At 64.9% G+C, this 21,227-nt stretch carries 21 protein-coding genes; 10 read left to right on the top strand and 11 right to left on the bottom strand.

Annotation, left to right across the window (positions count from 1 at the left end; genetic code table 11):
- Positions 1 to 55: 55 nt before the first annotated feature.
- The 5 genes from LC060_RS10430 to LC060_RS10410 are packed head-to-tail and all read right to left on the bottom strand — an operon-like array spanning position 56 to position 4,158.
- Positions 56 to 718 (bottom strand): hypothetical protein, encoded by a 663-nt coding sequence (locus LC060_RS10430; RefSeq protein WP_226635338.1) that lies wholly within the window; start codon positions 716 to 718, stop codon positions 56 to 58.
- Position 719: 1 nt separating this feature from the next.
- Positions 720 to 1,610 (bottom strand): VOC family protein, encoded by an 891-nt coding sequence (locus LC060_RS10425; RefSeq protein ID WP_226635336.1) that lies wholly within the window; start codon positions 1,608 to 1,610, stop codon positions 720 to 722.
- Between the two features lie 37 nt (positions 1,611 to 1,647).
- Positions 1,648 to 3,030, bottom strand: coding sequence for an MmgE/PrpD family protein (locus LC060_RS10420; protein ID WP_226635334.1), 1,383 nt, complete (start codon positions 3,028 to 3,030; stop codon positions 1,648 to 1,650).
- Between the two features lies 1 nt (position 3,031).
- Positions 3,032 to 3,853: an SDR family NAD(P)-dependent oxidoreductase gene (locus LC060_RS10415; RefSeq protein ID WP_226635331.1), complete on the bottom strand. Its 822-nt coding sequence runs from the start codon at positions 3,851 to 3,853 to the stop codon at positions 3,032 to 3,034.
- The gene (locus tag LC060_RS10410; protein ID WP_039393609.1) at positions 3,850 to 4,158 is read right to left on the bottom strand and encodes an REDY-like protein HapK; all 309 of its coding nucleotides are present in this window, start codon (positions 4,156 to 4,158) and stop codon (positions 3,850 to 3,852) included. The genes LC060_RS10415 and LC060_RS10410 overlap by 4 nt, the downstream gene beginning before the upstream one ends.
- Positions 4,159 to 4,262: 104 nt before the next feature.
- Between LC060_RS10410 and LC060_RS21045 the strand changes: the two genes are divergently transcribed.
- The 9 genes from LC060_RS21045 (at position 4,263) to LC060_RS10365 (ending at position 14,173) form a co-directional block, all read left to right on the top strand.
- A complete protein-coding gene (locus LC060_RS21045; RefSeq protein ID WP_226635330.1) occupies positions 4,263 to 5,495 on the top strand; it encodes a class I SAM-dependent methyltransferase in 1,233 nt (410 codons plus the stop codon).
- Positions 5,492 to 5,851: a hypothetical protein gene (locus tag LC060_RS10400; RefSeq protein WP_039393604.1), complete on the top strand. Its 360-nt coding sequence runs from the start codon at positions 5,492 to 5,494 to the stop codon at positions 5,849 to 5,851. The genes LC060_RS21045 and LC060_RS10400 overlap by 4 nt, the downstream gene beginning before the upstream one ends.
- A gap of 7 nt (positions 5,852 to 5,858) precedes the next feature.
- Complete coding sequence (locus LC060_RS10395; RefSeq protein WP_226635327.1) at positions 5,859 to 7,253, top strand: FAD-dependent oxidoreductase; 1,395 nt, start codon at positions 5,859 to 5,861, stop codon at positions 7,251 to 7,253.
- An 81-nt stretch (positions 7,254 to 7,334) separates the two neighbouring features.
- On the top strand, positions 7,335 to 8,972 hold the full coding sequence (locus tag LC060_RS10390; protein WP_226635326.1) for an FAD-binding oxidoreductase: 1,638 nt from the start codon (positions 7,335 to 7,337) through the stop codon (positions 8,970 to 8,972).
- Positions 8,969 to 9,994: a zinc-binding dehydrogenase gene (locus tag LC060_RS10385; protein ID WP_226635325.1), complete on the top strand. Its 1,026-nt coding sequence runs from the start codon at positions 8,969 to 8,971 to the stop codon at positions 9,992 to 9,994. The genes LC060_RS10390 and LC060_RS10385 overlap by 4 nt, the downstream gene beginning before the upstream one ends.
- A gap of 81 nt (positions 9,995 to 10,075) precedes the next feature.
- Entirely contained in the window at positions 10,076 to 11,464 is a 1,389-nt protein-coding gene (locus tag LC060_RS10380) for a 3-isopropylmalate dehydratase large subunit (RefSeq protein WP_226635324.1), read from the top strand.
- Positions 11,461 to 12,066 carry a 3-isopropylmalate dehydratase small subunit gene (gene leuD, locus LC060_RS10375; RefSeq protein WP_226635322.1) on the top strand — a complete coding sequence of 202 codons (606 nt, stop codon included), beginning with the start codon at positions 11,461 to 11,463 and terminating at the stop codon, positions 12,064 to 12,066. Before LC060_RS10380 ends, leuD begins: the two co-directional genes overlap by 4 nt.
- Positions 12,063 to 12,983, top strand: coding sequence for a hydroxymethylglutaryl-CoA lyase (locus tag LC060_RS10370; RefSeq protein WP_226635321.1), 921 nt, complete (start codon positions 12,063 to 12,065; stop codon positions 12,981 to 12,983). The genes leuD and LC060_RS10370 overlap by 4 nt, the downstream gene beginning before the upstream one ends.
- Positions 12,980 to 14,173, top strand: coding sequence for a CaiB/BaiF CoA transferase family protein (locus LC060_RS10365; protein WP_226635319.1), 1,194 nt, complete (start codon positions 12,980 to 12,982; stop codon positions 14,171 to 14,173). Before LC060_RS10370 ends, LC060_RS10365 begins: the two co-directional genes overlap by 4 nt.
- 161 nt (positions 14,174 to 14,334) lie before the next feature.
- On the opposite strand, the gene LC060_RS10360 is transcribed toward LC060_RS10365, so the two are convergent.
- From LC060_RS10360 to LC060_RS10335, 6 genes are all read right to left on the bottom strand, one after another.
- The gene (locus tag LC060_RS10360) at positions 14,335 to 15,012 is read right to left on the bottom strand and encodes a hypothetical protein (protein ID WP_039393590.1); all 678 of its coding nucleotides are present in this window, start codon (positions 15,010 to 15,012) and stop codon (positions 14,335 to 14,337) included.
- Positions 15,013 to 15,043: 31 nt separating this feature from the next.
- Positions 15,044 to 15,418, bottom strand: a complete 375-nt coding sequence (locus LC060_RS10355; RefSeq protein ID WP_226635318.1) for a hypothetical protein — start codon at positions 15,416 to 15,418, stop codon at positions 15,044 to 15,046.
- Entirely contained in the window at positions 15,415 to 16,644 is a 1,230-nt protein-coding gene (locus LC060_RS10350; protein ID WP_226635316.1) for a class I SAM-dependent methyltransferase, read from the bottom strand. The genes LC060_RS10355 and LC060_RS10350 overlap by 4 nt, the downstream gene beginning before the upstream one ends.
- Before the next feature lie 216 nt (positions 16,645 to 16,860).
- Positions 16,861 to 17,607 carry an arylmalonate decarboxylase gene (locus tag LC060_RS10345; RefSeq protein WP_226635315.1) on the bottom strand — a complete coding sequence of 249 codons (747 nt, stop codon included), beginning with the start codon at positions 17,605 to 17,607 and terminating at the stop codon, positions 16,861 to 16,863.
- Positions 17,608 to 17,792: 185 nt separating this feature from the next.
- Positions 17,793 to 19,007: an FAD-dependent oxidoreductase gene (locus LC060_RS10340; protein ID WP_226635313.1), complete on the bottom strand. Its 1,215-nt coding sequence runs from the start codon at positions 19,005 to 19,007 to the stop codon at positions 17,793 to 17,795.
- Between the two features lie 260 nt (positions 19,008 to 19,267).
- Positions 19,268 to 20,773 (bottom strand): aldehyde dehydrogenase family protein, encoded by a 1,506-nt coding sequence (locus LC060_RS10335; RefSeq protein WP_226635312.1) that lies wholly within the window; start codon positions 20,771 to 20,773, stop codon positions 19,268 to 19,270.
- A gap of 283 nt (positions 20,774 to 21,056) precedes the next feature.
- Between LC060_RS10335 and LC060_RS10330 the strand changes: the two genes are divergently transcribed.
- The coding region (locus tag LC060_RS10330) for a hydantoinase/oxoprolinase N-terminal domain-containing protein (protein WP_226636496.1) at positions 21,057 to 21,227 on the top strand (171 nt) is incomplete at its 3' end.

Raw genomic sequence — 21,227 nt, 5'->3', positions numbered from 1 at the left:
GCTCCTGTGTTCTTGGAAGATGGATCGGTGAGATCAAGGAAAACTCGGCGCGCCCTCACAACGGGGTGGCGATGCCGAGGAACGAGGCGATGAGGACAGCGGCCCAGAGCGTCATCACGGTGGGCTGCGTCACGGCCAGAACACCCGCGATGGTCTTGTCCCCCTCAGGGCTTGCGCCGTTCTTGGCGAGATCGACGATAGCTGGGATCAGCGGCACAAGCTGGCGCCGCACGAGCAGGCCGATGAAAATGCAGAAGGCCAGCACCAGCAGCTTGAGCGCGATGAAGAGCGGTAGCGCCAGAACGCCTGCAAGACCGGCGACACCTGTTGCGACGAGCGCGGCGAGGACGATATAACGGATGGCAAGATCGATCTGCTTGTAGGTCTTGCCTGCAGGTCCATGAAGGATGTGGACCGCCCAGGCGAGTGCGAGCCAGGCCAGCCCTGCCACCCACACGCCGGTCACCGCCATGCCGGGAATTGCCAGCCAGCCCTTCATCGCGGCCAGCGTGAAGCCGGTGGGAAAGGCCAGAATCAGCGCGGTGCGCGGGGCCATGTCGATGTTGTTGAGGATGTGCAGCGCGAGCAGGCGCTCGGGCACGGTCCGCTTGGGATCGACCAGAAAGCGCGAGGAATAGAACGCGCCAAGGTCACCGCCCAGCCAGTAGATCGGGATCAGGAGGTGCAGCAGGGTGAGGAGTGCAAGGGTGTGGTCCATCTCAGATCGAGCCCCCTTCGATCACTTCGAGAAGCGCGCCTTCGGGCGTCAGAAGAATGCCCGTGCGCTTGCCCGCATAGAGCGGCCCTTCGCGCACCACCGGCGCGCTGGCCCAGTGGCCTTCGAGGCGCGCGAAGTCGGGGTGCAGCATGGTCGTGATGGCAACGCCGGGCGGAAGGTCGCCCGCGTGCTTTTCGCGCACGGTCGCCTCGGCCGGGTACTGGTCGATCTCGAGGAAGGTCTGGCCCGCACCGCGTGCGGTCACGATGGCCGTCTTCGTCTCGGGATCGAGGTCGAAGGCCTGGTTGATCATCGAATAGCGGATCGGCACCGGATCGATCACGGGAAGGCCCAGCACGTCCTCCACCCACTTCACGCTGGCGGGCAGATCGTGGCTGGCCAGCACCATGATGAAGGGACGGTCGACCAGAGAGGTCGGCTGCGGAAGGCCGTTCTCCTCGCCAGGTTGCAGGATCTGCGTCAGATAGACGATCTCCTGGTCATCGCCCTTGACCTGCATCGGCTTGACCGTGGCAAAGCCGTCGAGGTCCTTGGGTGGACCGATGATCTCGAAGGGGCTCTCCTCCATGCGGGCGTTCACGGCCATGACATCGCGCACGCAAATCTCGGTCGCGGCCCAGCCATAGGTGCGGATCGGGGCATAGGAGGCGACCGGATCACCTTCCACGAAGCGCAGGAACACCTCTTCGCCGGAGGCAGGTTGCAGCAGCGCAAAGGGACGTCCGGCCGAGGCCGGTGCCTGCCAGGCGGCGGCAAGATCTTCGGGCACGGCGCCTTGGTCGACGACGCGGTAATCCATCCATCGGGCGTAGCGCTCGCTCGATGCGGCCATGTCGGCAACGACGAGGGTTGCGCACTTGAGTAGGGTCATCGGGTGTCCTGCTTTGGGATAGAGGAAAAGAGAGGGATCAGCCCATCACGCCCGTGGCGCGAAGGATAGCCATGGCGTCGGGCGCCACTGCGAAGGTGTCGATGGCCGCGGCGAGATCTGCATGGCAGTGTCCAAGCCCTGCAAAGTCGAGGCAGCCTTGCGCCTTTTCCATGTGCTGCTCGCGCGAGAGCGGCCATTGGGGCGAGCCGAACTGGGCCTCGACATCCTGCACCAGCGTGCGGCCGTCAGCGGTGCGAGCAATGGCCCGCGCCGGGGCAAACGCGGCCATGTCGGGATTGTCGTTGGCGATCACCGTGATCCGGCTCGCCAGTGCATGGACTTCGGGGTCATCGAGCGAGGCGCGCTGGAAATCACCCAGAGCCACCTTGCCGCGCAGCAAGGTCACGGCCGCAAGGTACTGCATGCACAGCCGTGCGTAGCCCGGCTCCATGTCCGCCTTGGCCGGGCGCCCGACAAGGCGATGGATAAGGGGCGGCGCATGGTATTCGAGGCTCTCCAGGTTGGCGGCGGTGAGGCCCTGCCCGGCCATCAGGTCCTGCACGGCAACGATCCCGCCATGCCCGGCCCGTCCGGTCGGGAACGGCTTCCAGCTCACCTCGGTGATGCGGCGCCCCTGCCCCAGCCTGGCGAGTGCGGGGGCGAGAGCCTCGCGCTTTTCCATCAGCGCGAAATAGCCGAAAGGGCCGTCGAGCGGATGGGCCACGCCGGGCATTCCAACTCGCGCGAGGTCCACGGCGACAAGCGCATTGCGCGCCGCATTGGCGACCTGAACCGGCAGCGCGGGCTTGCCCTCGACGTGCGCCTGCATCGTGCCGGAGGTCAGCGCCAGCGCATGACCGAAGGCATCGAGCGCCTCAGCGCGCGGCAGGCGGCGCATCCGCGCGATACCCGCCACGCAGCCGAAGATCCCGGCCGTTGCCGGGCGGAAAAAGGTGAGCGCATCGGGCGCCGCGATCCCGATGGTAACCGAGACATCGACCGCCGCGACAATTGCCGCGAGAAAGTCCTCGCCGCGCACGGGATCACCGCGCTCGGCCTCGGCGAGAAGTGCGGCCAGAGCGGTCGCCATCGGGTGCAGCACGGCCGGTTCATGGACGCAGTCGTATTCCTGCCCATGGATCTGGAAGCCATTGACGAAGGCCGCCGAGGCCGCGGGCAGACGGACACCGGGACGTCCCAGCACCGAGGTCGCGCCGCCCTCGCCCCAGCCCTGCGCCATGGCAAAGACGCCCTCGGAATGGGCGGCGTTGCGCCCTGCAATGCCCACGGCCAGACTGTCGTGCAGGAAGGTCTGCGCCCGCTCCTGCGCGTCGGCCGGGATGGTCTCCCACTCGAGTGCCAGCGCATGATCGATAAGAACGTGCGCGGGATTTTCGGTCTGCTTGGCCCCGGTAGTCATCTCAGTGCGGCTCCTCGCCGCCCGAGACGTTCATGCTCTCGCCGGTGATGTAGATCGCCTCGTCCGAGCACAGGAAGGCGATGGCCGATGCGGTGTCCTGCGGCAGGCCCGGACGGCCCATCGGAATACGCGCAGCCATGCGCTTGAGGTACTCCTCAACGCTGATCCCCTGCACTTCGGCGAAGTGCTCGTTCTGCCACTTGCCAAGGCCCGTGGTGACGTGGTTCGGGCACACGTTGTTAACGGTGATGCCTTCCGGGCCAAGCTCGATCGAGGCCGAACGGACAAGGCCGACCAGAGCGTGCTTGGACGAGCTGTACGCCTGGGCATGGGGAAAGCCCGACTTGGCCGCCTGGCTGGCGACGTTGATGATGCGTCCGCCCTTGCCAGCTGCAATCATGCGCTTGGCCGCGGCCTGAAGGCCGAACCAGGCGCCATTGAGATTGACGTCGATCACCGCGCGCCAGTCGTCCACCGACACGTCGACAAGCGGCTTCATGATATAGCCGATGCCAGCGTTGTTCACCCAGATATCAAGTGAGCCGAAGGTGTCGATAGCATGATCGGCCAGCGCCTCGACCTGCGCCGGGTCACGCACGTCGCAAGCGAAGGTCGTTGCCTCGCTCGGCATGGCGTCGGCGATGCGCTTCATCTCGTCCGTGCTGCCGATCATGGCATCGGGCGTGGAGGCATCGCGCGAGGTGCCGATGTCCGAGATGACGACCTTGGCACCCTCTTCCGACAGACGACGGGCAATGGCTTCGCCCAGACCACCCTCGCGGCCCGAGCCGGTAACAACGGCGACTTTGCCGGCAAACCTCATGCCACCAGCTCCTCGGTCATCACGAAGGTGACATCGACCATGCCCTGGAAGGTGGCGGCGACCTCCTGCATGATTTCGCTCTGCGCGTCGGCGGCGAACTGCTCCATGTCGTTGACGTCGAGAACTTCGATATATCCGAAGGGCGGCTTTTCATCCGAGCCCAGAACCGAGGTTGAACGGTACACGCGAAAGCTGTCGATGGACTTGAGGGAATTGGCGGTGGGAAGGTCGGTTTCCCGCGCCCAAGCTTCGTATTCCTCCACCGAGACACCCGGTTTCAGGTTGAATACGGCGAAAATGATCATCCGGTTTCCCCTTGGTCTTGCATGTCGCCTTGGCACATCGGCTTCGGCTCTTGCGTCTCTTGTAACGACAATATAGCATAAGGCTATAACAAATGAGGTAGGCCGTGAAGACGTCGCGTACAACTCCACCTGCAAATGATCCTAGCGCCGCCTATGACGGCCCACCCGACTACCGGGTAATTGGTCGCCATGCGGTATTCCCAGAGACCAACCACGACGAGATCGAGCGCGTGAACTTCCTCGCGCAGATGAACCGTCATCTCGCCGCGCGCATTGTTCCGGGCGTCAAGGCCGCCTACGACAGCCGAGTGGCGCCAAAGTTCGAGGCCGAGAACGGCCGACCACTCGCCAACCGTCACGAGGCACGCAAGGCGCTGCTCAAGGATCCGGCGTTCCAGACCTGGTCCGCGCTGCGCCGCATGACGATGGAACAGCGCCAGCAAGCCGGACGCTGGACATCGCTGCGCCAGGCCGAGCGCCTTGCCGCCATCGCGGCGGACCTGACCGAGGGCGATCCACGCCTGCAGCTTGATCCCACGGTGGATATCCCACGGTACGTCTCGGCGGTCGACCACCACTGCATGCCCGGCAGCTACCACACCGAGTATTTCGAGGGCGACGTCACCAATGGCGCGAACTACGATCACGCCGGGTTCGTCACCACCAGCGGCCTCCTCGGCAAGTATTCCGACGGCGGCGGCATGGCCGTCGTGAACTGGGTGAAGAAGAACCTGCCCGACTTCGCTCCGAAGAAGATCTTGGAGATCGGCGGCACGGTCGGCCACTCCAGCCTGCCCCTGGCGCAGGCCTATCCCGAGGCCGAGATGACCATCGTCGACCTGGGTGCGCCGGTGCTGCGCTACGGCCTGGCCCGCGCCAAGTCGCTGGGCGTCGACAACGTCTCCTTCGTGCAGGCGAGCGGCGAGGACCTGTCGCGCTTCGAGGACGCCAGCTTCGACTGGATCCAGACGACGATGTTCCTCCACGAACTCTCGACCACTGCGCTGCGCAACATTTTCCGCGAGACGCGCCGCCTGCTCAAGCCCGGCGGCATCGTGCTGCACGTCGAGCAGCCGCAGTACGCGCCCGAAATGCCGCTCTTCGAGCAGGCGATGCGCGACTGGGATGCCTTCTACAACAACGAACCCTTTTGGTCGCGCATGCACGAGATGGACCTCGACGAGGCCATGGTTGATGCCGGCTTTGCAAAGGACAGCCTGATCCATGGCGGCGTCTACGGCGTGGTCGACCGCGAGCTGTTCCCTGATGCGGAAGAAGATGACACCGAAGACTATGGCCGCAAGGCGGCCTGGCACGTGATCGGAGCCGTGGCATGAGCTTTTCCGACGCCCTGAACGGAGCCGGCGCCAAGCCCGCTGGCAAGCGTCCCTACTTCCTCGAACCCCAGGTCGAAAAGGTCCTCGCGATCACCATGGCTGTGGCCCAGGAACTGGCGGTGGCCCGCCAGCGCAACGATACGCTCGAGCGTTTGCTGCGCGAAAAGGGCATCCTTGAGGATGGCGAGATCGACGCTTTCGAACCCACCCGGGAAGCTTCGGCCGAACGGCAGATGTGGAATCAGGAATACATCGCCCGCATCCTGCGCATCGTGCAGCAGGAGAACGAAGCCGCGGTTCTGGATGACGATGTCGCCTCGGGTGATGTCGGCGAAGAACTCGCACGAGAGGCGTGATCGCACCATGAGCGAAACCTTCGAATTCACCGTTCCCGTGCTGGTGGTGGGCGGCGGCGCCTGCGGCTGCATTGCCGCTCTTGCCGCCGCGAAAGCCGGGGCCGAAGTCCTGCTGATCGAGCAGGACGAGCGCCCGATGGGCTCTACGGGCATGTCGCAGGGCCTCATCTGCGCGGCGGGCACCAAGGCCCAGGCTGCGCACGGCATCGAGGATAGCGCGCACACCTATTTCGATGACATCATGGCCAAGACCAAGGGGCAGACCGACCCGGTTCTGGCGCGCGCCATTGCCGACTATGCCGGGCCCACCGTCGACTGGATGGTCGAGGAACTCGACATGCCCTGGGAGCTCGATACCGGCTTCCGGCCCGCCTACGGCAACAGCACTTACCGCGTGCACGGCTGGCGCGGGCACGGCGGCCAGGACATGGTCGACCTGCTCCACCGCCGCCTCGACGACAACGGCGTCGATGTCATGACCGAGGCAAAGCTGGTCGATGTCCATGCCGATGCAGATGGCCGTATCACGGGCGTCACTATCGCGCGCCCCGACGGCTCGCACGAAGCGGTTGGCTGCGACACCCTGATCCTTGCTTGCGGCGGCTTTGCGGCGAACCATGCGATGGTCGCGGCCAACATGCCGGAGATGGCCGAGGCCCGGAACAACGGCCATGAGGGCAGCCAAGGCACAGGCATCGCTGTCGGCGGCGAGGTTGGCGCCGCGCTTGGCGACATGGCCTCCTACCAGGGGTATGCCATGCTGACTGAGCCGCAGGGCATGCCAGTCCCGCCGGGCGTCCCGATTGCGGGCGGCATCCTCGTCAACATCGAGGGCAAGCGCTTCACCAACGAGACCGACGATATTGCCGGCATGGTGCACCCTGTGCTGCAGCAACCGGGCGACTACGTCTGGGTGATCTACGACGACCGCATCGAGAAGGACGTCGACTACATCCCCGAGATCATCGAGCTCAACAAGCTCAACGCCCCGCGCTTTGCCGACAGCGAAGAGGAACTGGCGCAGGTGCTCGGTCTTCCCGCACAGGTGCTTGCCGCAACACTGGCCGAGGCACGCGCCGCGCAAGGCTCTGGCGAGGCCGACAGCTTCGGCCGTGTGTGGGACGGCGACCTCCCCCCTGCCCCGCGCTTCCGCGCGCTCAAGGTCGTGGGCGCGATCTTCCACACCCAGGGCGGCCTCCAGATCGATGGCAACGCGCAGGTCCTGCGCCCCGATGGTACCAAACTGCCCAACCTCTTTGCAGGTGGCGGCGCCGCGCGGTCCGTTTCCGGCCCCGCGCACTGGGGCTACCTCCCTGCCATGGGGCTGGCGACAGCCGTGACTTTCGGGCGCCTTGCCGGAGAGGCGGCGGCCAAGCTCGCGCTGAGCCGCGAACCGGCCTGATGCGCTTCGCCTTCACCTCGCTTCTTTCGTAATCCCCGGCCGCATGCCTCCGCACGCGGCCTCACTCACGGGAAACACACCATGTCCGATATCGCCGCCCCGGCTGCCCCTGCTTCCATTGCTCCGTGTCCGAGTGACCTTCGTGCCAAGCTCGAAGGCATCGTCGGTGCGGCCCACGTGACCTCCGATGAGGCGCGCCTGCGTCTCTTTAGCGAGGACGTGTGGATTGCCTCCGATCACGTTGCGATGCTGATCGTCGCCCCGGCAACGACCGAGGAACTCGCTGCCGTGGTCGCCGCTGCAAACGAGGCCGGTGTCGCCCTTGCTCCACGCGGGGCGGGCATGAGCTACACCGAAGCCTACATCCCGGCGACCAACGACACGGTCACCATCGATACCACGCGCATGAACAAGGTGCTGGATATCAGCCCCGAGGACATGACCGTGACCGTCCAGGCCGGATGCTCGTGGCGTGAGCTGAACGAGGCGCTCAAGGAGAAGGGCCTGCGCACGCCGTTCTGGGGTCCGATGTCGGGGATCTACTCTACCATTGGAGGCGGCCTCTCGATGCTGAACGCCATGTTCGGTGCAGGCCACTATGGGACGACCAGCGAGAGCGTGATCGCGCTGACCATGGTGCTCGCCGACGGGCGCATCCTGCGCACCGGCGCGCGCGGACCGGATGGCGACACTCCCTTCTATCGTCACTTCGGCCCGGACATCGCGGGCCTCTTCTGCGGCGATTCGGGCACGCTGGGGCTCAAGGCCGAGATCACCCTGCGCCTCATCCGCCAGCCCGCCTTCGAGCAGTCCGCCTCGTTCTCCTTCAAGAGCGGCCCGGCCATGCTCGAGGCGCTGGGCGAAATGGCCCGCGAGGGGCTTGCTGCGGAAAGCTGCGGTTTCGACCCGGGCCTCACCAAGGTGCGCATGAAGCGCATGTCGATGGCAAGCGACGTGAAGACGCTGGGCAAGGTCATCTCCAAGGAGAAGTCGCTGGGCAAGGGCCTGCTGGCCGCGGCCAAGATCGCCATGGGCGGCCGCAACTTCATCCCCGAGGAAGAGTACCCGCTCCACATCACCGCCGAAGGGCGCTGCAAGGAAGCGGTTGCCCACGATATCGCACGGGCCCGCGAGATTGCCGCCCAGTTCGACGGCGTGGAGATCGAGAACTCGATCGCCAAGATCATCCGCGCCATGCCCTTCCCTGCGCCCAACTCGATCCTGGGGCCTGAGGGCGAAAGCTGGATCCCGGTCCATGGCCAGTTCTCGCTCTCGACCGCGCCCAAGGCCTTTACCGAGATCCGCGCCTACTTCGACGAGATGCAGGAAACCTTCGACAAGCATGGCATCTTCAACGGCTTCCTGATCTCCTCGATGTCGACCAACGCCATCATCATCGAGCCGGTCTTCTTCTGGCCTGAAGGTTACCGCCCGATCCACGAATCGATGGTCGAGCCCGATCACATGAGGCGCCTGCAGCAGTTGGGCGCCCATCCCGAAGCTACCGCCATCGTCACTGCCGCGCGCGAGAAGGTGAAGGAAATTGCGCGCAAGTATGGTGCGGGCCACTTCCAGATCGGCCGTTCCTACAAGTACCGCGACCGCATGGACGAGGCCTTCCTTGACGTGCTCGACGCGGTGAAGAACACGGTCGATCCCAAGGGCCTGTTCAACCCGGGCGGCCTGGGCTTCCCGCAGGGCAAGATCGCGCAGCAATGAGCCAAACGGCGAAGACCTACCGCGCGATCCGCCTGACACGGATCGCGCCCTCCTTCCGCGAAGCCTGCGATATCGTCGAGCTGCCGAGCCGGGAACCGGGCCCCGGAGAGATCCGCGTGCGCAACCGTTTTTGCGGCATCAACGGCATCTTCGACACCCAGATCGCGCGTGACGCCGTCGACTACGTCAAGATTGCCCTCCCCACCTTCACCGGGGTTGAGGCCATCGGCACGGTCGAGGCCGTAGGCGAAGGCGTCAGCGACTTCGCGGTGGGCGATGCGGCCGTCTCTGTTCGTTTCACCGGCGGATACCGCGAGGAGAACACCGCGCCTGCCAGCGGCTTCGTCAAGGCTCCCGCCGTCACGCGCGAATACCTCGCGCTTGCCTCGACGGGCGTATCGGCGATGGTCGCACTTGAGCGCATTGGCGAACTGAAGGACGGCGAGACGGTCGCAATTTCGGCGGCTGCGGGGGGACTTGGCCACTTCCTCGTCCAGCTTGCCGCCCTGCGCGGGTGCCATGTGGTGGGCGTTGCCGGAGGCCCCGAGAAGTGTGCCTTCGTGAAGTCGCTCGGCGCCGCCTGCGTCATCGACTACAAGGCCGACGACGTGGCGCAAGTGCTGGGCCGCGAATACCACAACGCGCTCGACGTCGCGGTCGACACTGTCAGCGGGCCGATCCACGACGCCTTCCTGGCGAACCTCGCCAACCACGGACGGCTTGTCGTCGGAGGCGCGGCCTCGGATCTTGAAGGCAAGCCCGAAATCGTCACCGCCCCGCGCATTGCCAATTCGATCTACTACAAGAGCGCCTCGGTGCGCGGTTTCATGAACGGCCTTCTCACCCAGTATTGGGATGAAGCGCGCGAACGCCTCTTCCGTCTTTACGAGGATGGCAAGCTCCAGGTGCACCTCGACAGCGCGGCCTATCACGGGATCGCGGGGATCTATGACGGGGTCGAGCGTCTCCTGTCTGCTCGCTCATCGGGTAAGGTGGTCGTCGACTTGCACGAAGCGCCCTAAACAGGTCTAGGCAGGTCGCTGGGGCAAGCCCATGACGCTTGCCCCTCGACCATTTGCGAACGGGCTGACGAAAAAACAACGATGACATCCACGGGACCAAAGACACTTTTCGAGAAGATCTGGGACACACACCGGATCGATACCGGCACCTCGGGCGCAGGACTTGTCGCCATCGACCGCGTGTTCCTGCACGAGCGCACGGGTGCGGCTGCGCTGAAGTCGATGGCTGCCGCGGGCCGACCGGTCCGCGATCCGGCCCGTGTCTTTGCGGTCATGGACCACATTGTCGATACCCGCATCGGACGCGGTGACGGCACACTGATGGAAGGCGGTTCCGCCTTCATCACCGAGACCCGCGCTGCCGCCAAGGCCGCCGGGATCACGCTCTTCGACGTCAACGATCCCGACCAGGGCATCACCCACGTCATCTCGCCGGAACTCGGCATCGTGCTTCCGGGCGTCACCCTTGTCGCACCCGACAGCCACACCTGCACGCAGGGCGCGCTGGGCGCGCTCGCCTGGGGCATCGGTTCGAGTGAAGCCGAGCATGCCATGGCGACCGGCACCCTGCGCATCGAAAAGCCCAAGACGATGCGCGTCACCTTCACCGGCCAGCTTGCGCCGGGCGTGACCGCCAAGGACATGGCGCTCGCCCTCATCGCCGCGCACGGCGCGGGTGGCGGCGCGGGCCATGCGGTCGAGTTCGCGGGCGAGGCCGTGGAAGCGCTCGACATCGAAGCGCGCATGACCTTGTGCAACATGGCGACCGAGTTCTCGGCCATGGCCGGGTTCATCGCACCTGACGCCAAGACCTTCGAGTACCTTGCCGGACGCCGCTATGCGCCCGCGAACTTCGAGGATCCCTACTGGCAAACGCTCTCGACCGATGACGGCGCGACCTTCGACACCGAAATCGTGATCGACGCCGCCTCGCTCGCGCCAATGGTCAGCTGGGGCACGAGCCCGCAGCATTCCATGCCCATTGATGGCGCGGTGCCGCAGGGCCCTCAGCGTGCGCACCAGTACATCGACCTTGCCCCCGGGGCCGCGATGCTGGGCACGCCCATCGACGTCGCCTTTGTCGGCTCGTGCACCAACGCCCGCCTTTCCGACCTTCGCCGCGCCGCGGCGCTGGTCAAGGGCCACAAGGTCGCCGATAGCATCAAGAAGGCGATGGTCGTGCCGGGTAGTTCCTCGGTCAAGCGAGCCGCCGAAGCCGAGGGTCTGGACACGATCTTCACCGAGGCTGGCTTTGAATGGCGCGCAAGCGGATGCTCGCTGTGCTTCTTCGCAGGCGGTGAACGCTTCCCCGAGGGGAGCCGCACGATCAGTTCGACCAACCGCAATTTCGAAGGTCGCCAGGGTCCGGGCATCCGCACGCATATTGCGAGCCCCGAAACCGTGATCGCGAGCGCCGTCGCCGGTGTTATCGCCGACCCGCGTGAGCTGGCAAAGGAGAGCGCGCAGTGACCCCTTTCACCACCCTCACCTCGGTTGCCGTACCGATCCTGCGCGACAACGTCGATACCGACGCGATCATCCCGAGCCGCGAGATGAAGAGCACCGGACGCACCGGCTTGGCCGAGGGGCTCTTCGCGCCCTGGCGCTACAGCGATGTTGCCGCACGCACCCCCGATCCGACCTTCGAGCTCAACATGCCCGAGGCCAAGGGCGGACAGGTGATCCTGGGCGGCGCCAACTTCGGCTGTGGTTCGAGCCGCGAGCACGCGGTCTGGGCGCTCGTCGAGTACGGCATCCGCTGCGTCATTGCCGAGAGCTTCGCACCGATCTTCCGCGCCAACTGCATCCGCAACGGCGTCCTTCCGATCACCCTGCCCCGCGCCGATGTCGACGCGCTGGCCTGGCAGGAGATCACTGTCGATCTGCCCGCGCAGATGGTGACGGCCGGGGAGACCACACATAGCCTCACGATCGAGGACGAGCCGCGCACGATGCTGCTCGAAGGCCTCGACGTGATCGACCTCACATTGAAGGCCCTGCCCGCCATCGAGGCGTGGACCGACGCCGACCGCACGGCGCGTCCCTGGGTCTACCTGGAGAAGACCGCATGACCGAAATTCTCATTTCCGAAGTGGGCCCGCGCGACGGCCTGCAGTCGATCAAGCAGGTGATGCCGCTCGAAGCCAAGAAGGCCTGGATCGCGGCCGAGGCCGCCGCCGGTGTCAAGGAGATCGAGGTGGGCAGCTTCGTGCCGCCCAAGCTCCTCCCGCAGATGGCCGACACCCCTGAACTGGTGGAGTTTGCCAAGGGCATCGAGGGCCTCAACGTCGTCGCCCTCGTCCCCAATGCGCGCGGCGCCGAGAACGCGGCGAAGGCGGGCGTCCACGGCATGTCGATCCCCTTCTCATTGAGCGAGAAGCACTCGATCCGCAACGTCAAGAAGGACCACCCCGCGATGCTCGCCGAGATCGCGAAGGCGGCCGAAATCGCCAAGGATGCGGGCATCCACTTCGCGGTGGGTCTCTCGACCGCGTTTGGCTGCACCATCGAGGGCGCGGTTCCCGAAGACACCGTGGTGCGCCTTGCCGTCGCCGCGGCCGAAGCGGGCGGCCAGGAGTTCAGCCTGTCCGACACGACCGGCTATGCCGACCCCGCGCAGGTCAAGCGCCTCGTGCGCAAGGTAAAGGCCGCGGTGGGCGATGACATGCTCACCACGCTGCACCTCCACAACACGCGCGGCCTGGGTCTGGCCAACGCGCTGGCGGGCCTTGAGGAAGGGATCACCACCATCGATTCCTCACTCGGTGGTCTGGGCGGCTGCCCCTATGCGCCCGGCGCCTCGGGCAACCTCGTCACCGAGGATCTCGTTCTCATGCTCAATTCCATGGGCTATGACACCGGCATCGATCTGGAAAAACTGCTCGAAGTGCGGTCGATCCTGACAGAAGCCCTTCCGGGCGAACCGCTTTACGGCTTCACGCCCGATGCAGGTCCGATGCTGGACTACAAGGAAAGGATTGCGCGATGAGCGCTGAACAGGGCGGCGCACCGACGCCGCTGGCCGGAATCACGGTCATCGAATTCACCCACATGGTCATGGGCCCGACGGTCGGCCACATCCTCGCCGGGCTTGGCGCCGATGTCGTGCGCATCGAGCCCATCGGCGGCGACCGTACCCGCAAGCTGCTGGGTTCGGGCTCGGGCTACTTCCCGATGTACAACCGCGGCAAGAAGTCGATCTGCCTGGACCTCAAGAGCGCGGAAGGCATCGCGGTCGCCAAGGACCTGTGCGCCAAGGCCGATGTCCTCGTCGAGAACTTCCGCCCCGGCGCACTCGACCGCCTCGGCCTCTCGTACGAGACCCTTGCCGAGACCAATCCGGGCATCATCTACTGCTCGGAAAAAGGCTTCTTGCCCGGCCCTTACGAAGAGCGCACCGCACTCGACGAAGTGGCCCAGATGATGGGCGGCCTTGCCTACATGACCGGCCCTCCGGGACGCCCTCTGCGGGCTGGCTCCAGCGTCGTCGACGTGACCGGCGGCATGTTCGGCGTGATCGGCATCCTCGCCGCACTTGAGGAACGCCACCGCACCGGCAAGGGCCAGAAGGTCGTCGCCAGCCTGTTCGAGACCACGATCTACCTCGTGGGCCAGCACATGGCGCAGTTCGCGGTCACCGGAAAGGCCGCCAACCCGATGCCCGCGCGCATCTCGGCCTGGGCGATCTACGACGTCTTCGAAACCAAGGACGAGCCCGTCTTCATCGGCGTGGTCAGCGATGTCCTGTGGGAGAAGTTCTGCAAGATCTTCCAGCTCGACGAGCTGTGGGCCGATGAGAGCATCCGCACCAACAACGAGCGCGTGAAGGCGCGTGACCGCATCCTGCCGCAGGTGCGCGAGATGTTCCTGGGCATGACCCGCGGCGAAGTTGTCGGTATGCTCGAAGGCACGGGCCTTCCCTTCGCCCCGATTGGCAAGCCCGAGGACATGTTCGACGATCCCCAGCTCGCCGAAGGCGGCCTTGAGGACGTGACCCTCGACAGCGGCGAACAGACCCGCCTGCCCACCATCCCGCTGCAGATGGGCGGCAAGCGTCCGGGCGCTCCGGTTACGCTGCCCGGCGCGGGCCAGGACAGCCGCTCGGTGCTGGAGAGCCTGGGCTACTCGGCCGAAAAGATTGAAGCGCTCACCGCCAAGGGCGCCGTCGGCGCGGCCTGATCGGCTCCGATACACGACATGGCAAGGGCCCCGGAAGTTCGCGCTTCCGGGGCCCTTTTCCTTGCGCTTACACGCCCCCCTCTTCCGCCAGGAAAAAAGGGCGATCCCTGTGGGACCGCCCTTTCCTCCTGCGATTTCCTTTATCGGAACATCGGCTTTCCTCAGAACGGCTTGACCGTACCCAGGAAGCAGATGCCGGAAATCGTTATCCAGTAGACGTAGGCCATCATCCGGCCATACATGAACTCGCGCTCGAGAGCGGCTTCCTCGGCCGGGTTGGGACCTTCGGCCAGGCGCCGGAAACGCACCGTCCACAGGCGCATGATCCAGCGCAGGCCAAGCCCGATGCACAAGGTGAACCCATAGAGCGTCAGCTTCGTCGCGTACCAGCGCATGCCCTCGCCCGCTTCCAGCGGACCATGGCCCAGCAGCGAGGAGATGCCGACCACGAAGATCAGCGGGATGAGAACCCAGCGGATCTTTTCGTCGATCTTGGTAAGCTTCACGCCGACATCGGTTTCGCGCTTGATGAAGGCGCTCCAGCACAGGCCGAGCCAGAGTGCGATGAATATCCACATTGCGGTGAGGTACCCACCGCCAAACGGATGGAGCCCATAGATGTACCCCATGTGCAGCCCCAGCGGCAGCAGCGAGATGATGCCGGTGCGGGCCAGGATGTCGATGCGGTAGGCCGTCTCCATGTGGCGGCGGCGCTCGTCCATCGACAGCTTGCGGTTGCACACGTTGTAGCTCGTCTGGAAAACACCCCATTCGCCGCCCAGCCAATAGACCATGGCGATGATGTGCACCCAGCGCAGTACCAATACTTCTTCTATCACGACTTTCCCCTTGTCTAAGGGGGAGCCGCCCCTAAGCCGATGCGGCGTCCTGGCGGGAAAGCTTCTCCACCCAGTCGGTGACGGGCGGATCGGTTTCCTCCATGGCCTCGACTTCCTGCTGGAAGCCGCGCATGACGCGGGCGATATACGCCCTCATGGCAATTCCCCGTTCCTCACCGGCCTTGCGGTCCGGCTCATACCTTTCAATCTTGGTGCGATCGATCGAGCCCTCCAGCTCGAGCAACCGCTCCACCGTATCCAGACGTTCGCGCGTGGCGGCGAGTTCGGCCGTGAGCGAGAGCGTCAGCGAGTAGAGGCGGTCGAGGGCCATCTCGTCGAAGAAGGCCGGGCGACCACCCTTGGCGCGTGCGCCGGAACGTGCGATCCAGTCCAGATCCTGCGTCATGCCGAAATCTCCTTGGCGATCTCATTGGAAACCTTCGGCTTCCAGGCCCCGTATGCATTCCAGATGGCCGCACGTCCGTAGTCTTCCTTGTCTCCGTCGGGCGAGCCAGGGAACAGTGTCTTGTCGGGAATTGCCCGCACACCGGTCACGAACTGCTCGTCCAGCGGAAAACCGGCCTCTTCCATCACGGCCTTGAGGTCCACACCATGCATGGCCGACCAGAAGGGTTCGTTGTTGTTGTAAGCGTCCCAGTCGCGCAGGAACTGCTCGAACAGCGGCATGTCGGGGCCGTATTGGGGCTGCTCGACATGGAGCAGGAGCCCGCCCGGTTTCAGCACGCGGTGGCATTCGGAGAGGATGCGCGGCATCGCCGAGGCCGACGTCTCGTGCAGGAACATCGTCGTCTGCACCCAGTCGAAATGGTTGTCGGGAAAGCGCGAGAGGTCCTCGCCGCTCGCCTGGACGAACTTGATGTTGGATACACCCAGGCTGGCCGCGCGCGCGGCACCATAGCGCAGGACGGGTGCAGCGGTGTCGATGCCGATCACCTCGGCCTCCGGGAACCCTTGTGCGATGGGCACTGCGTTGTGGCCCACCGTGCAGCCCACGTCGAGCACCCGTTCCGGCGACCAGTCGGGGCGGTTCTCCTTGATCCACCCGACCACGGCCTGACCACCGCCATCGTTGAGGCTGCCAAGCGCTCCGCCAGTGGTGGCGAAGAGGCCGACATCGTAGTTCGCCGCGACCGCGACGTCGCCCGGGCGTTCCTCAGTATGGTAGCTACCGGGCTGGCAGTGGATATCGACGCAGGTGACGTAGAGGGGCTGTTCGACCGAGGAATCGAGTTCGAGCAGGCCCGAAGCCTCGTTATACGCCTTGGCCTTTGCGTCGAGTTCGTCGAGCTGGCGCAGCACGATCTGGCGCCCATTCTGCTGGCGCATCTCCATCGAGTTGCGCTTGAGCGCCGACCAGGTGCGGTGCCAGGGATCCTGGTTCATCGCGACACGGATTTCCTCACGGTTCTCCGGCGACCGGCCATGGATCGCCTCGAAGGCGGGCAGGACGCGCTTCTCGTATGCGAGCCAGTTGCCCTTGCCGAGATCGCCCGACAGGTAGCGGTTGAACTGGGTCAGGAAATTGAAGCGCGAGGCTTCATCGTGGTCCGCCTGTGCCATCATCGGATGGCGCTGAAGCGCGGTGTAGGGTGGTGGAATTTCGGCTGACATCAAACCCTCCTTGCTGCGGATGGCGGCGGGGCGGTCCGATCAGGGAGCCCTCGGCCTCTCGCGCTTCACCTATGTATGGCCACACGACGCGCGCGAGGTTGATTTGAGTCAACAATATAACAAATAAGAACAGGGCCCCGCGATTTACCGCGGAGCCCTGCGCTATTTCGGTGCCTTGCGGCTATGACAAATGACGTCGATGCCGCAAGCGCGGGATCAGAATTCCGCGAGGAGGCGGCCGAGACCTTGGATCTTGTCGTCGATGCCGCAGGCGCGTAGGCCGTGCCAGTAGGTCGCGGTGTTGATCGCGATCACCGGCTTGGACAGCTTCTGCTCGTACTGGGCCGCGATATCGACCATCGAGAGGTTGGTGCCGACCTGGACGATCGCATCGACATCATCGCCATCAAGTTCGGCGATGACCTCGTCGAGCCGCTCGGGCGTGACCTTGGCGATGTCGGTCCAGCGCTTGCACTGCAGCGGAACGTCGCGCTTCACGTCAAAACCCGATTCCTCGAGGAAGCGGCGCACTTCGGCGTTCGCAACCGGGTAGTAGGGCGAGACGAAGCTGACGGTCTTGACGTTGCCGTAGGCCTTGAGTGCCGCGGCAACCGATTCCGCGCCGGTCGATGCGCCGATCCCGGCGAAGTCCTCGACCTGCTTCTTCCACTTCGCGGCGCCTTCGACACCGCCGTAGAAGGTCACCGCCGACATGCCGAGCACGAGGTAATCGGGCTTGCAGGTCATGACCGAGCGCACCGCATCAAGGGTGTTTTCGGCGATCAGCGTCGTACCCGCGATGAAGTCCTCGTTCGAGAGGGCCAGCGGATCCTCGACGTAGATGCGCGAGAAGTGGTTGGTTACACCCTCAGGGCGCATGCGCTCCATGTCGGGCTGGACAACCGTGTTGGTGGACGGTGCGATGACACCCAGCAGCTTGCGCCAACCGAGAACGTCTCCCATTGCATGTACTCCTTTTGCAGGCCGCCAAGGGCCTGCGGGTTGAATGACGTTTCTCCCCGCCTTCGTGGTGTGGCGAGTTGTTGTGTTTTTCCTGGTGCGGTCTTGCGCCGCGTTTCTTCCCGAAGGGCCCTGTGGGCGCGGCACGGGGAAAGAGAACAAGCCCCTTCCCCGTGCCCGAATGGGTATCAGGTAATCGACCTGGCCTGCTCGAGGCTCTCGTACATGGCCTGGCGCATCATGTAGGCGCGACGCTTGTCGTCGTCGGCCTTGATGTCGAGCATCGCCTGGCGGCGCTGCTGGTGGGCATCGTCCTGTCCGCCCTTGATCATGGCCATGTTGGCCTTGGTCTGGGTCTGGGTGAAGCTGTGCGTGACCGTCCGGCGCTGGCGGTCATAGAGCGAGAGGTTCGCATCCATGTCGGCCTTGCCCTCGATCACCGGCATCAGCTTCTCAAACAGATTGAAGGCATCGTGAATGCCCGAGTTCATGCCAAAGCCGCCAAGCGGGTTGTTGAGGTGCGAGGCATCGCCGCACAGCATCACGCGGCCCTCGCGGAACGATTTCGCAACGCGCTGGTGGACGCGGTACAGCGTGCGGTGGCCGGTCTTGACGTCCTTGCCCGCGCCTTCGCCGATCAGGCGATCGAAGATGCCGTTCTTGACCTCGTCCGAACGCAGGTAATCCTCGTCGGCCTCGGGATCGGTCGGCACCAGCACGCGCCACACCGAAGGGACGCGCAGCAGCACGAGCCATTCCTGCGGATCGCTGACGTAGTTCACGTAGCACAGGTTGGGCAGGTGATCGGCCAGCTCAAGCTCGGTCGAGAGCGTGAGGAAGCGCTCGGGATAGGTGAAACCGTCGAATTCGACGCCCAGCCACTTGCGCACGATCGAGTTGGCACCATCGGCGCCCACCAGGAAGTCGCAGCGCAGCTTGTCGATACCGGTCATGGTCTCGACGAAGACGTCAACGCCCGCGCCATCGTCATTGAAGGAGACGATGCGGCTGCCGAAGCGGACCTGCGCGTTGCTGTACTTACCAAGTCCCTCGGCCAGTCCCTGCGAGAGGTGGTACTGCTCGCACTGGATGCGGAACGGGTACTTGGTGACGTCCGAGATCTCGGCAAGGTCGAAGTCGATGACTTCGCCGCTCTGGCGGTCGCGCCAGTGGTAGACCGGCGCCTTGAGGCCCTTGTCGATGAGCATCTGGGTGATGCCGATCTGGTCGAGCATTTCGAGCGAGGGCGGGTGGAAGGTCGAGGCGCGCAGGTCCTGCGCACATTCGCTACCCGCTTCCAGGACGACCACGTCGACGCCCGCCTGAGCCAGAAGCGTCGCCAGAACCGTCCCAACCGGCCCTGCCCCCGCGATCACTACCTGGCACCGTTCAACTGCAGCCATATCCAGCAGACTCCACTAATTGCTTCTTGCTGACAGGTATGGACCGCGTGCCCGGACTGGTTAGACACCACTGCCCGACTATCCGACTTGCGGTGAATATCGTGCGATGCGCGCTATTTCGGGCGCTTCGATGCCCAATTCTTAGTGGTCCGCCCGGACATCTGCCCAGGTGTCAGTGACCTCGATCAAGAACATGCGCTGCGACAAAAAAAGAGGGGCGCCGCAGCGCCCCTCCGATCCTTCGCGAATCTTTGATGCAATCAGACGACCGCGCAGACCGTCTTCCACTCCAGGTAGCTTTCCAGCGCCTGCTTGCCGCTGTCACGGCCCCAGCCCGACTGCTTGACGCCGCCGATGGCAAGCGCGGGGTCGTACATCGCGTGGCAATTGATCCAGACGGTGCCCGCCTTGATCTCGCTCGACATGCGGTGCGCGTTGCTGAGCCCTTCGGTCCAGACGCTGGCGGCGAGGCCATATTCGCTGTCGTTCGCGGCCGCGATCACTTCTTCGGGCTCATCGAAGGCCTGGGCGACCAGAACCGGACCGAAGACTTCCTCGCGCACGATTTCCATGTCGGGCGTCACGTCCGTGACGACGGTCGGCGTGATGAAGGTGCCGGCCTCGCCGGTGCGCTCACCGCCCGTGAGCATCGTGGCGCCTGCGCCCTTGGCGCGCTGCAGGAAGCCCTCGACACGCTCGGCATGGCGCAGCGAGACGACCGGGCCCATCTGCGTATCGGCTTCAAGGCCGTGGCCAAGCTTCAGGCCCTTGGCATAGTTGGCCACGCCTTCCACGACCTGGTCGTGGATCGAACGGTGCACGTAGAGGCGCGAGCCTGCAATACAGACCTGGCCACCGTTGAAGTAGATTGCATTGGCCACGCCCGGAATGGCGAGATCGAGGTTCGCGTCGGGCATGACGATCGAGGGCGACTTGCCGCCCAGCTCCAGCGTCACGCGCTTGAAGTTGGTCTTTGCCGCATCGAGCACCGCACGGCCCGTTGCAGTCGAACCGGTGAAGGCGATCTTGTCGACATCCTTGTGCTGCGCCAGCGTTGCGCCGGTTTCGCCGCCAAGGCCGGTGATCACGTTGAGAACGCCTGCGGGCAGCCCCGCCTCGACCATGATCTCGGCCAGACGCAGCGCGGAGAGCGAGGTGTCCTCTGCGGGCTTCAGGACGAGCGCGCAGCCAGCGGCGAGCGCCGGAGCGAGCTTCATCGCGGTCAGCACCAGCGGCGAGTTCCACGGCACGATGGCCGCGACCACGCCGACCGGCTCCCGCACGGTCCAGCTGCGCACCTGCTTACCTTCGGGCTGGTAGTTGATCGAGTTCTCGATCGTGTTGCCTTCGATGTTCATGGCCTGGCCCGCGAAGAAGCGGAACTGGTTGATGGCACCGGGGATCTCGGCCCAGCGGCCCACGAACAGCGGCTTGCCCTGATCGAGCGTCTCGATCTCGGCGAGTTCGTCGATGTTGGCCTCGAGGAGGTCCGCGATCTTCCAGAGGATGCGCGCACGCTCAACAGGGATGGTGGCGGCCCACTTGATCTGAGCCGCACGGGCGGCGGCAACGGCATCGTTCACGTCGTCCGCGCCCGCTGCGGCCACCTGGCCCAGTTCCGAGCCGGTCGCCGGGTCGAGCGTTGCGAAGGTGTTGCCGCTGGCGGCCTTGCGCCATTCACCGTCGATCAGCAGGCCCTCGCCGCGGGCGCGGCGGGCAAGGAATTCGCGCGTCGCGGGACGCAAGCTGGCGAAGTCGAGTGGCATCGTCGGTGTCTCCTTTGTTCCGCCTCGTCCTAGTGCAGATGCCATCCTGGACCGACGCACGCCAAGCCGAAAAGCCGCAGGGCGGATAACTCTATCCGCAAGCGCAGCATGAAAACGCGATCACGTTCACTGTTCGAGCACACCGTGGAGGCCGACGCGTCATCCACGCACAACCAGATCTGGCTGACCCGCAAGGACAAAGGGGCTTCTCGCACGAGGCGCCGCCCCGCCGAACCGGGCAGCAACCACAGCGCCGCTAGGCGAGAGAACGGATGGGGAAAGCATGACCTACCGCTTGGGTGTCGACGTCGGAGGGACGTTCACCGACCTACTTTTGTTCAACCAGGAAGACGGCTCGTTTTTCCGTCACAAGACGCCGTCGACGCCGCATGACAGTTCGGAAGGTATTCTGAACGGTCTTGGCGCGATCTGCGAGAAGGCGGGGATTACGCCG

The sequence above is a fragment of the Novosphingobium profundi genome (assembly GCF_020524485.1).
GTDB classification, from domain to species: Bacteria; Pseudomonadota; Alphaproteobacteria; order Sphingomonadales; family Sphingomonadaceae; genus Novosphingobium; species Novosphingobium profundi_A.
This window is presented reverse-complemented; position numbering and strand designations above follow the sequence as displayed.

What these genes read in the sequence shown, in the direction of transcription:
- LC060_RS10395 (WP_226635327.1), top strand. Translation starts at nt 5,859, where the DNA reads ATGAGCGAAACCTTCGAATTCACCGTTCCCGTGCTGGTGGTGGGCGGC.
- LC060_RS10385 (WP_226635325.1), top strand. Translation starts at nt 8,969, where the DNA reads ATGAGCCAAACGGCGAAGACCTACCGCGCGATCCGCCTGACACGGATC.
- LC060_RS10430 (WP_226635338.1), bottom strand. Translation starts at nt 718, where the DNA reads ATGGACCACACCCTTGCACTCCTCACCCTGCTGCACCTCCTGATCCCG.
- LC060_RS10390 (WP_226635326.1), top strand. Translation starts at nt 7,335, where the DNA reads ATGTCCGATATCGCCGCCCCGGCTGCCCCTGCTTCCATTGCTCCGTGT.
- LC060_RS10350 (WP_226635316.1), bottom strand. Translation starts at nt 16,644, where the DNA reads ATGTCAGCCGAAATTCCACCACCCTACACCGCGCTTCAGCGCCATCCG.
- LC060_RS10420 (WP_226635334.1), bottom strand. Translation starts at nt 3,030, where the DNA reads ATGACTACCGGGGCCAAGCAGACCGAAAATCCCGCGCACGTTCTTATC.
- LC060_RS10400 (WP_039393604.1), top strand. Translation starts at nt 5,492, where the DNA reads ATGAGCTTTTCCGACGCCCTGAACGGAGCCGGCGCCAAGCCCGCTGGC.
- LC060_RS10335 (WP_226635312.1), bottom strand. Translation starts at nt 20,773, where the DNA reads ATGCCACTCGACTTCGCCAGCTTGCGTCCCGCGACGCGCGAATTCCTT.
- LC060_RS10365 (WP_226635319.1), top strand. Translation starts at nt 12,980, where the DNA reads ATGAGCGCTGAACAGGGCGGCGCACCGACGCCGCTGGCCGGAATCACG.
- LC060_RS10370 (WP_226635321.1), top strand. Translation starts at nt 12,063, where the DNA reads ATGACCGAAATTCTCATTTCCGAAGTGGGCCCGCGCGACGGCCTGCAG.
- LC060_RS10345 (WP_226635315.1), bottom strand. Translation starts at nt 17,607, where the DNA reads ATGGGAGACGTTCTCGGTTGGCGCAAGCTGCTGGGTGTCATCGCACCG.
- LC060_RS10380 (WP_226635324.1), top strand. Translation starts at nt 10,076, where the DNA reads ATGACATCCACGGGACCAAAGACACTTTTCGAGAAGATCTGGGACACA.
- LC060_RS10355 (WP_226635318.1), bottom strand. Translation starts at nt 15,418, where the DNA reads ATGACGCAGGATCTGGACTGGATCGCACGTTCCGGCGCACGCGCCAAG.
- LC060_RS10340 (WP_226635313.1), bottom strand. Translation starts at nt 19,007, where the DNA reads ATGGCTGCAGTTGAACGGTGCCAGGTAGTGATCGCGGGGGCAGGGCCG.
- LC060_RS10425 (WP_226635336.1), bottom strand. Translation starts at nt 1,610, where the DNA reads ATGACCCTACTCAAGTGCGCAACCCTCGTCGTTGCCGACATGGCCGCA.
- LC060_RS10410 (WP_039393609.1), bottom strand. Translation starts at nt 4,158, where the DNA reads ATGATCATTTTCGCCGTATTCAACCTGAAACCGGGTGTCTCGGTGGAG.
- LC060_RS10415 (WP_226635331.1), bottom strand. Translation starts at nt 3,853, where the DNA reads ATGAGGTTTGCCGGCAAAGTCGCCGTTGTTACCGGCTCGGGCCGCGAG.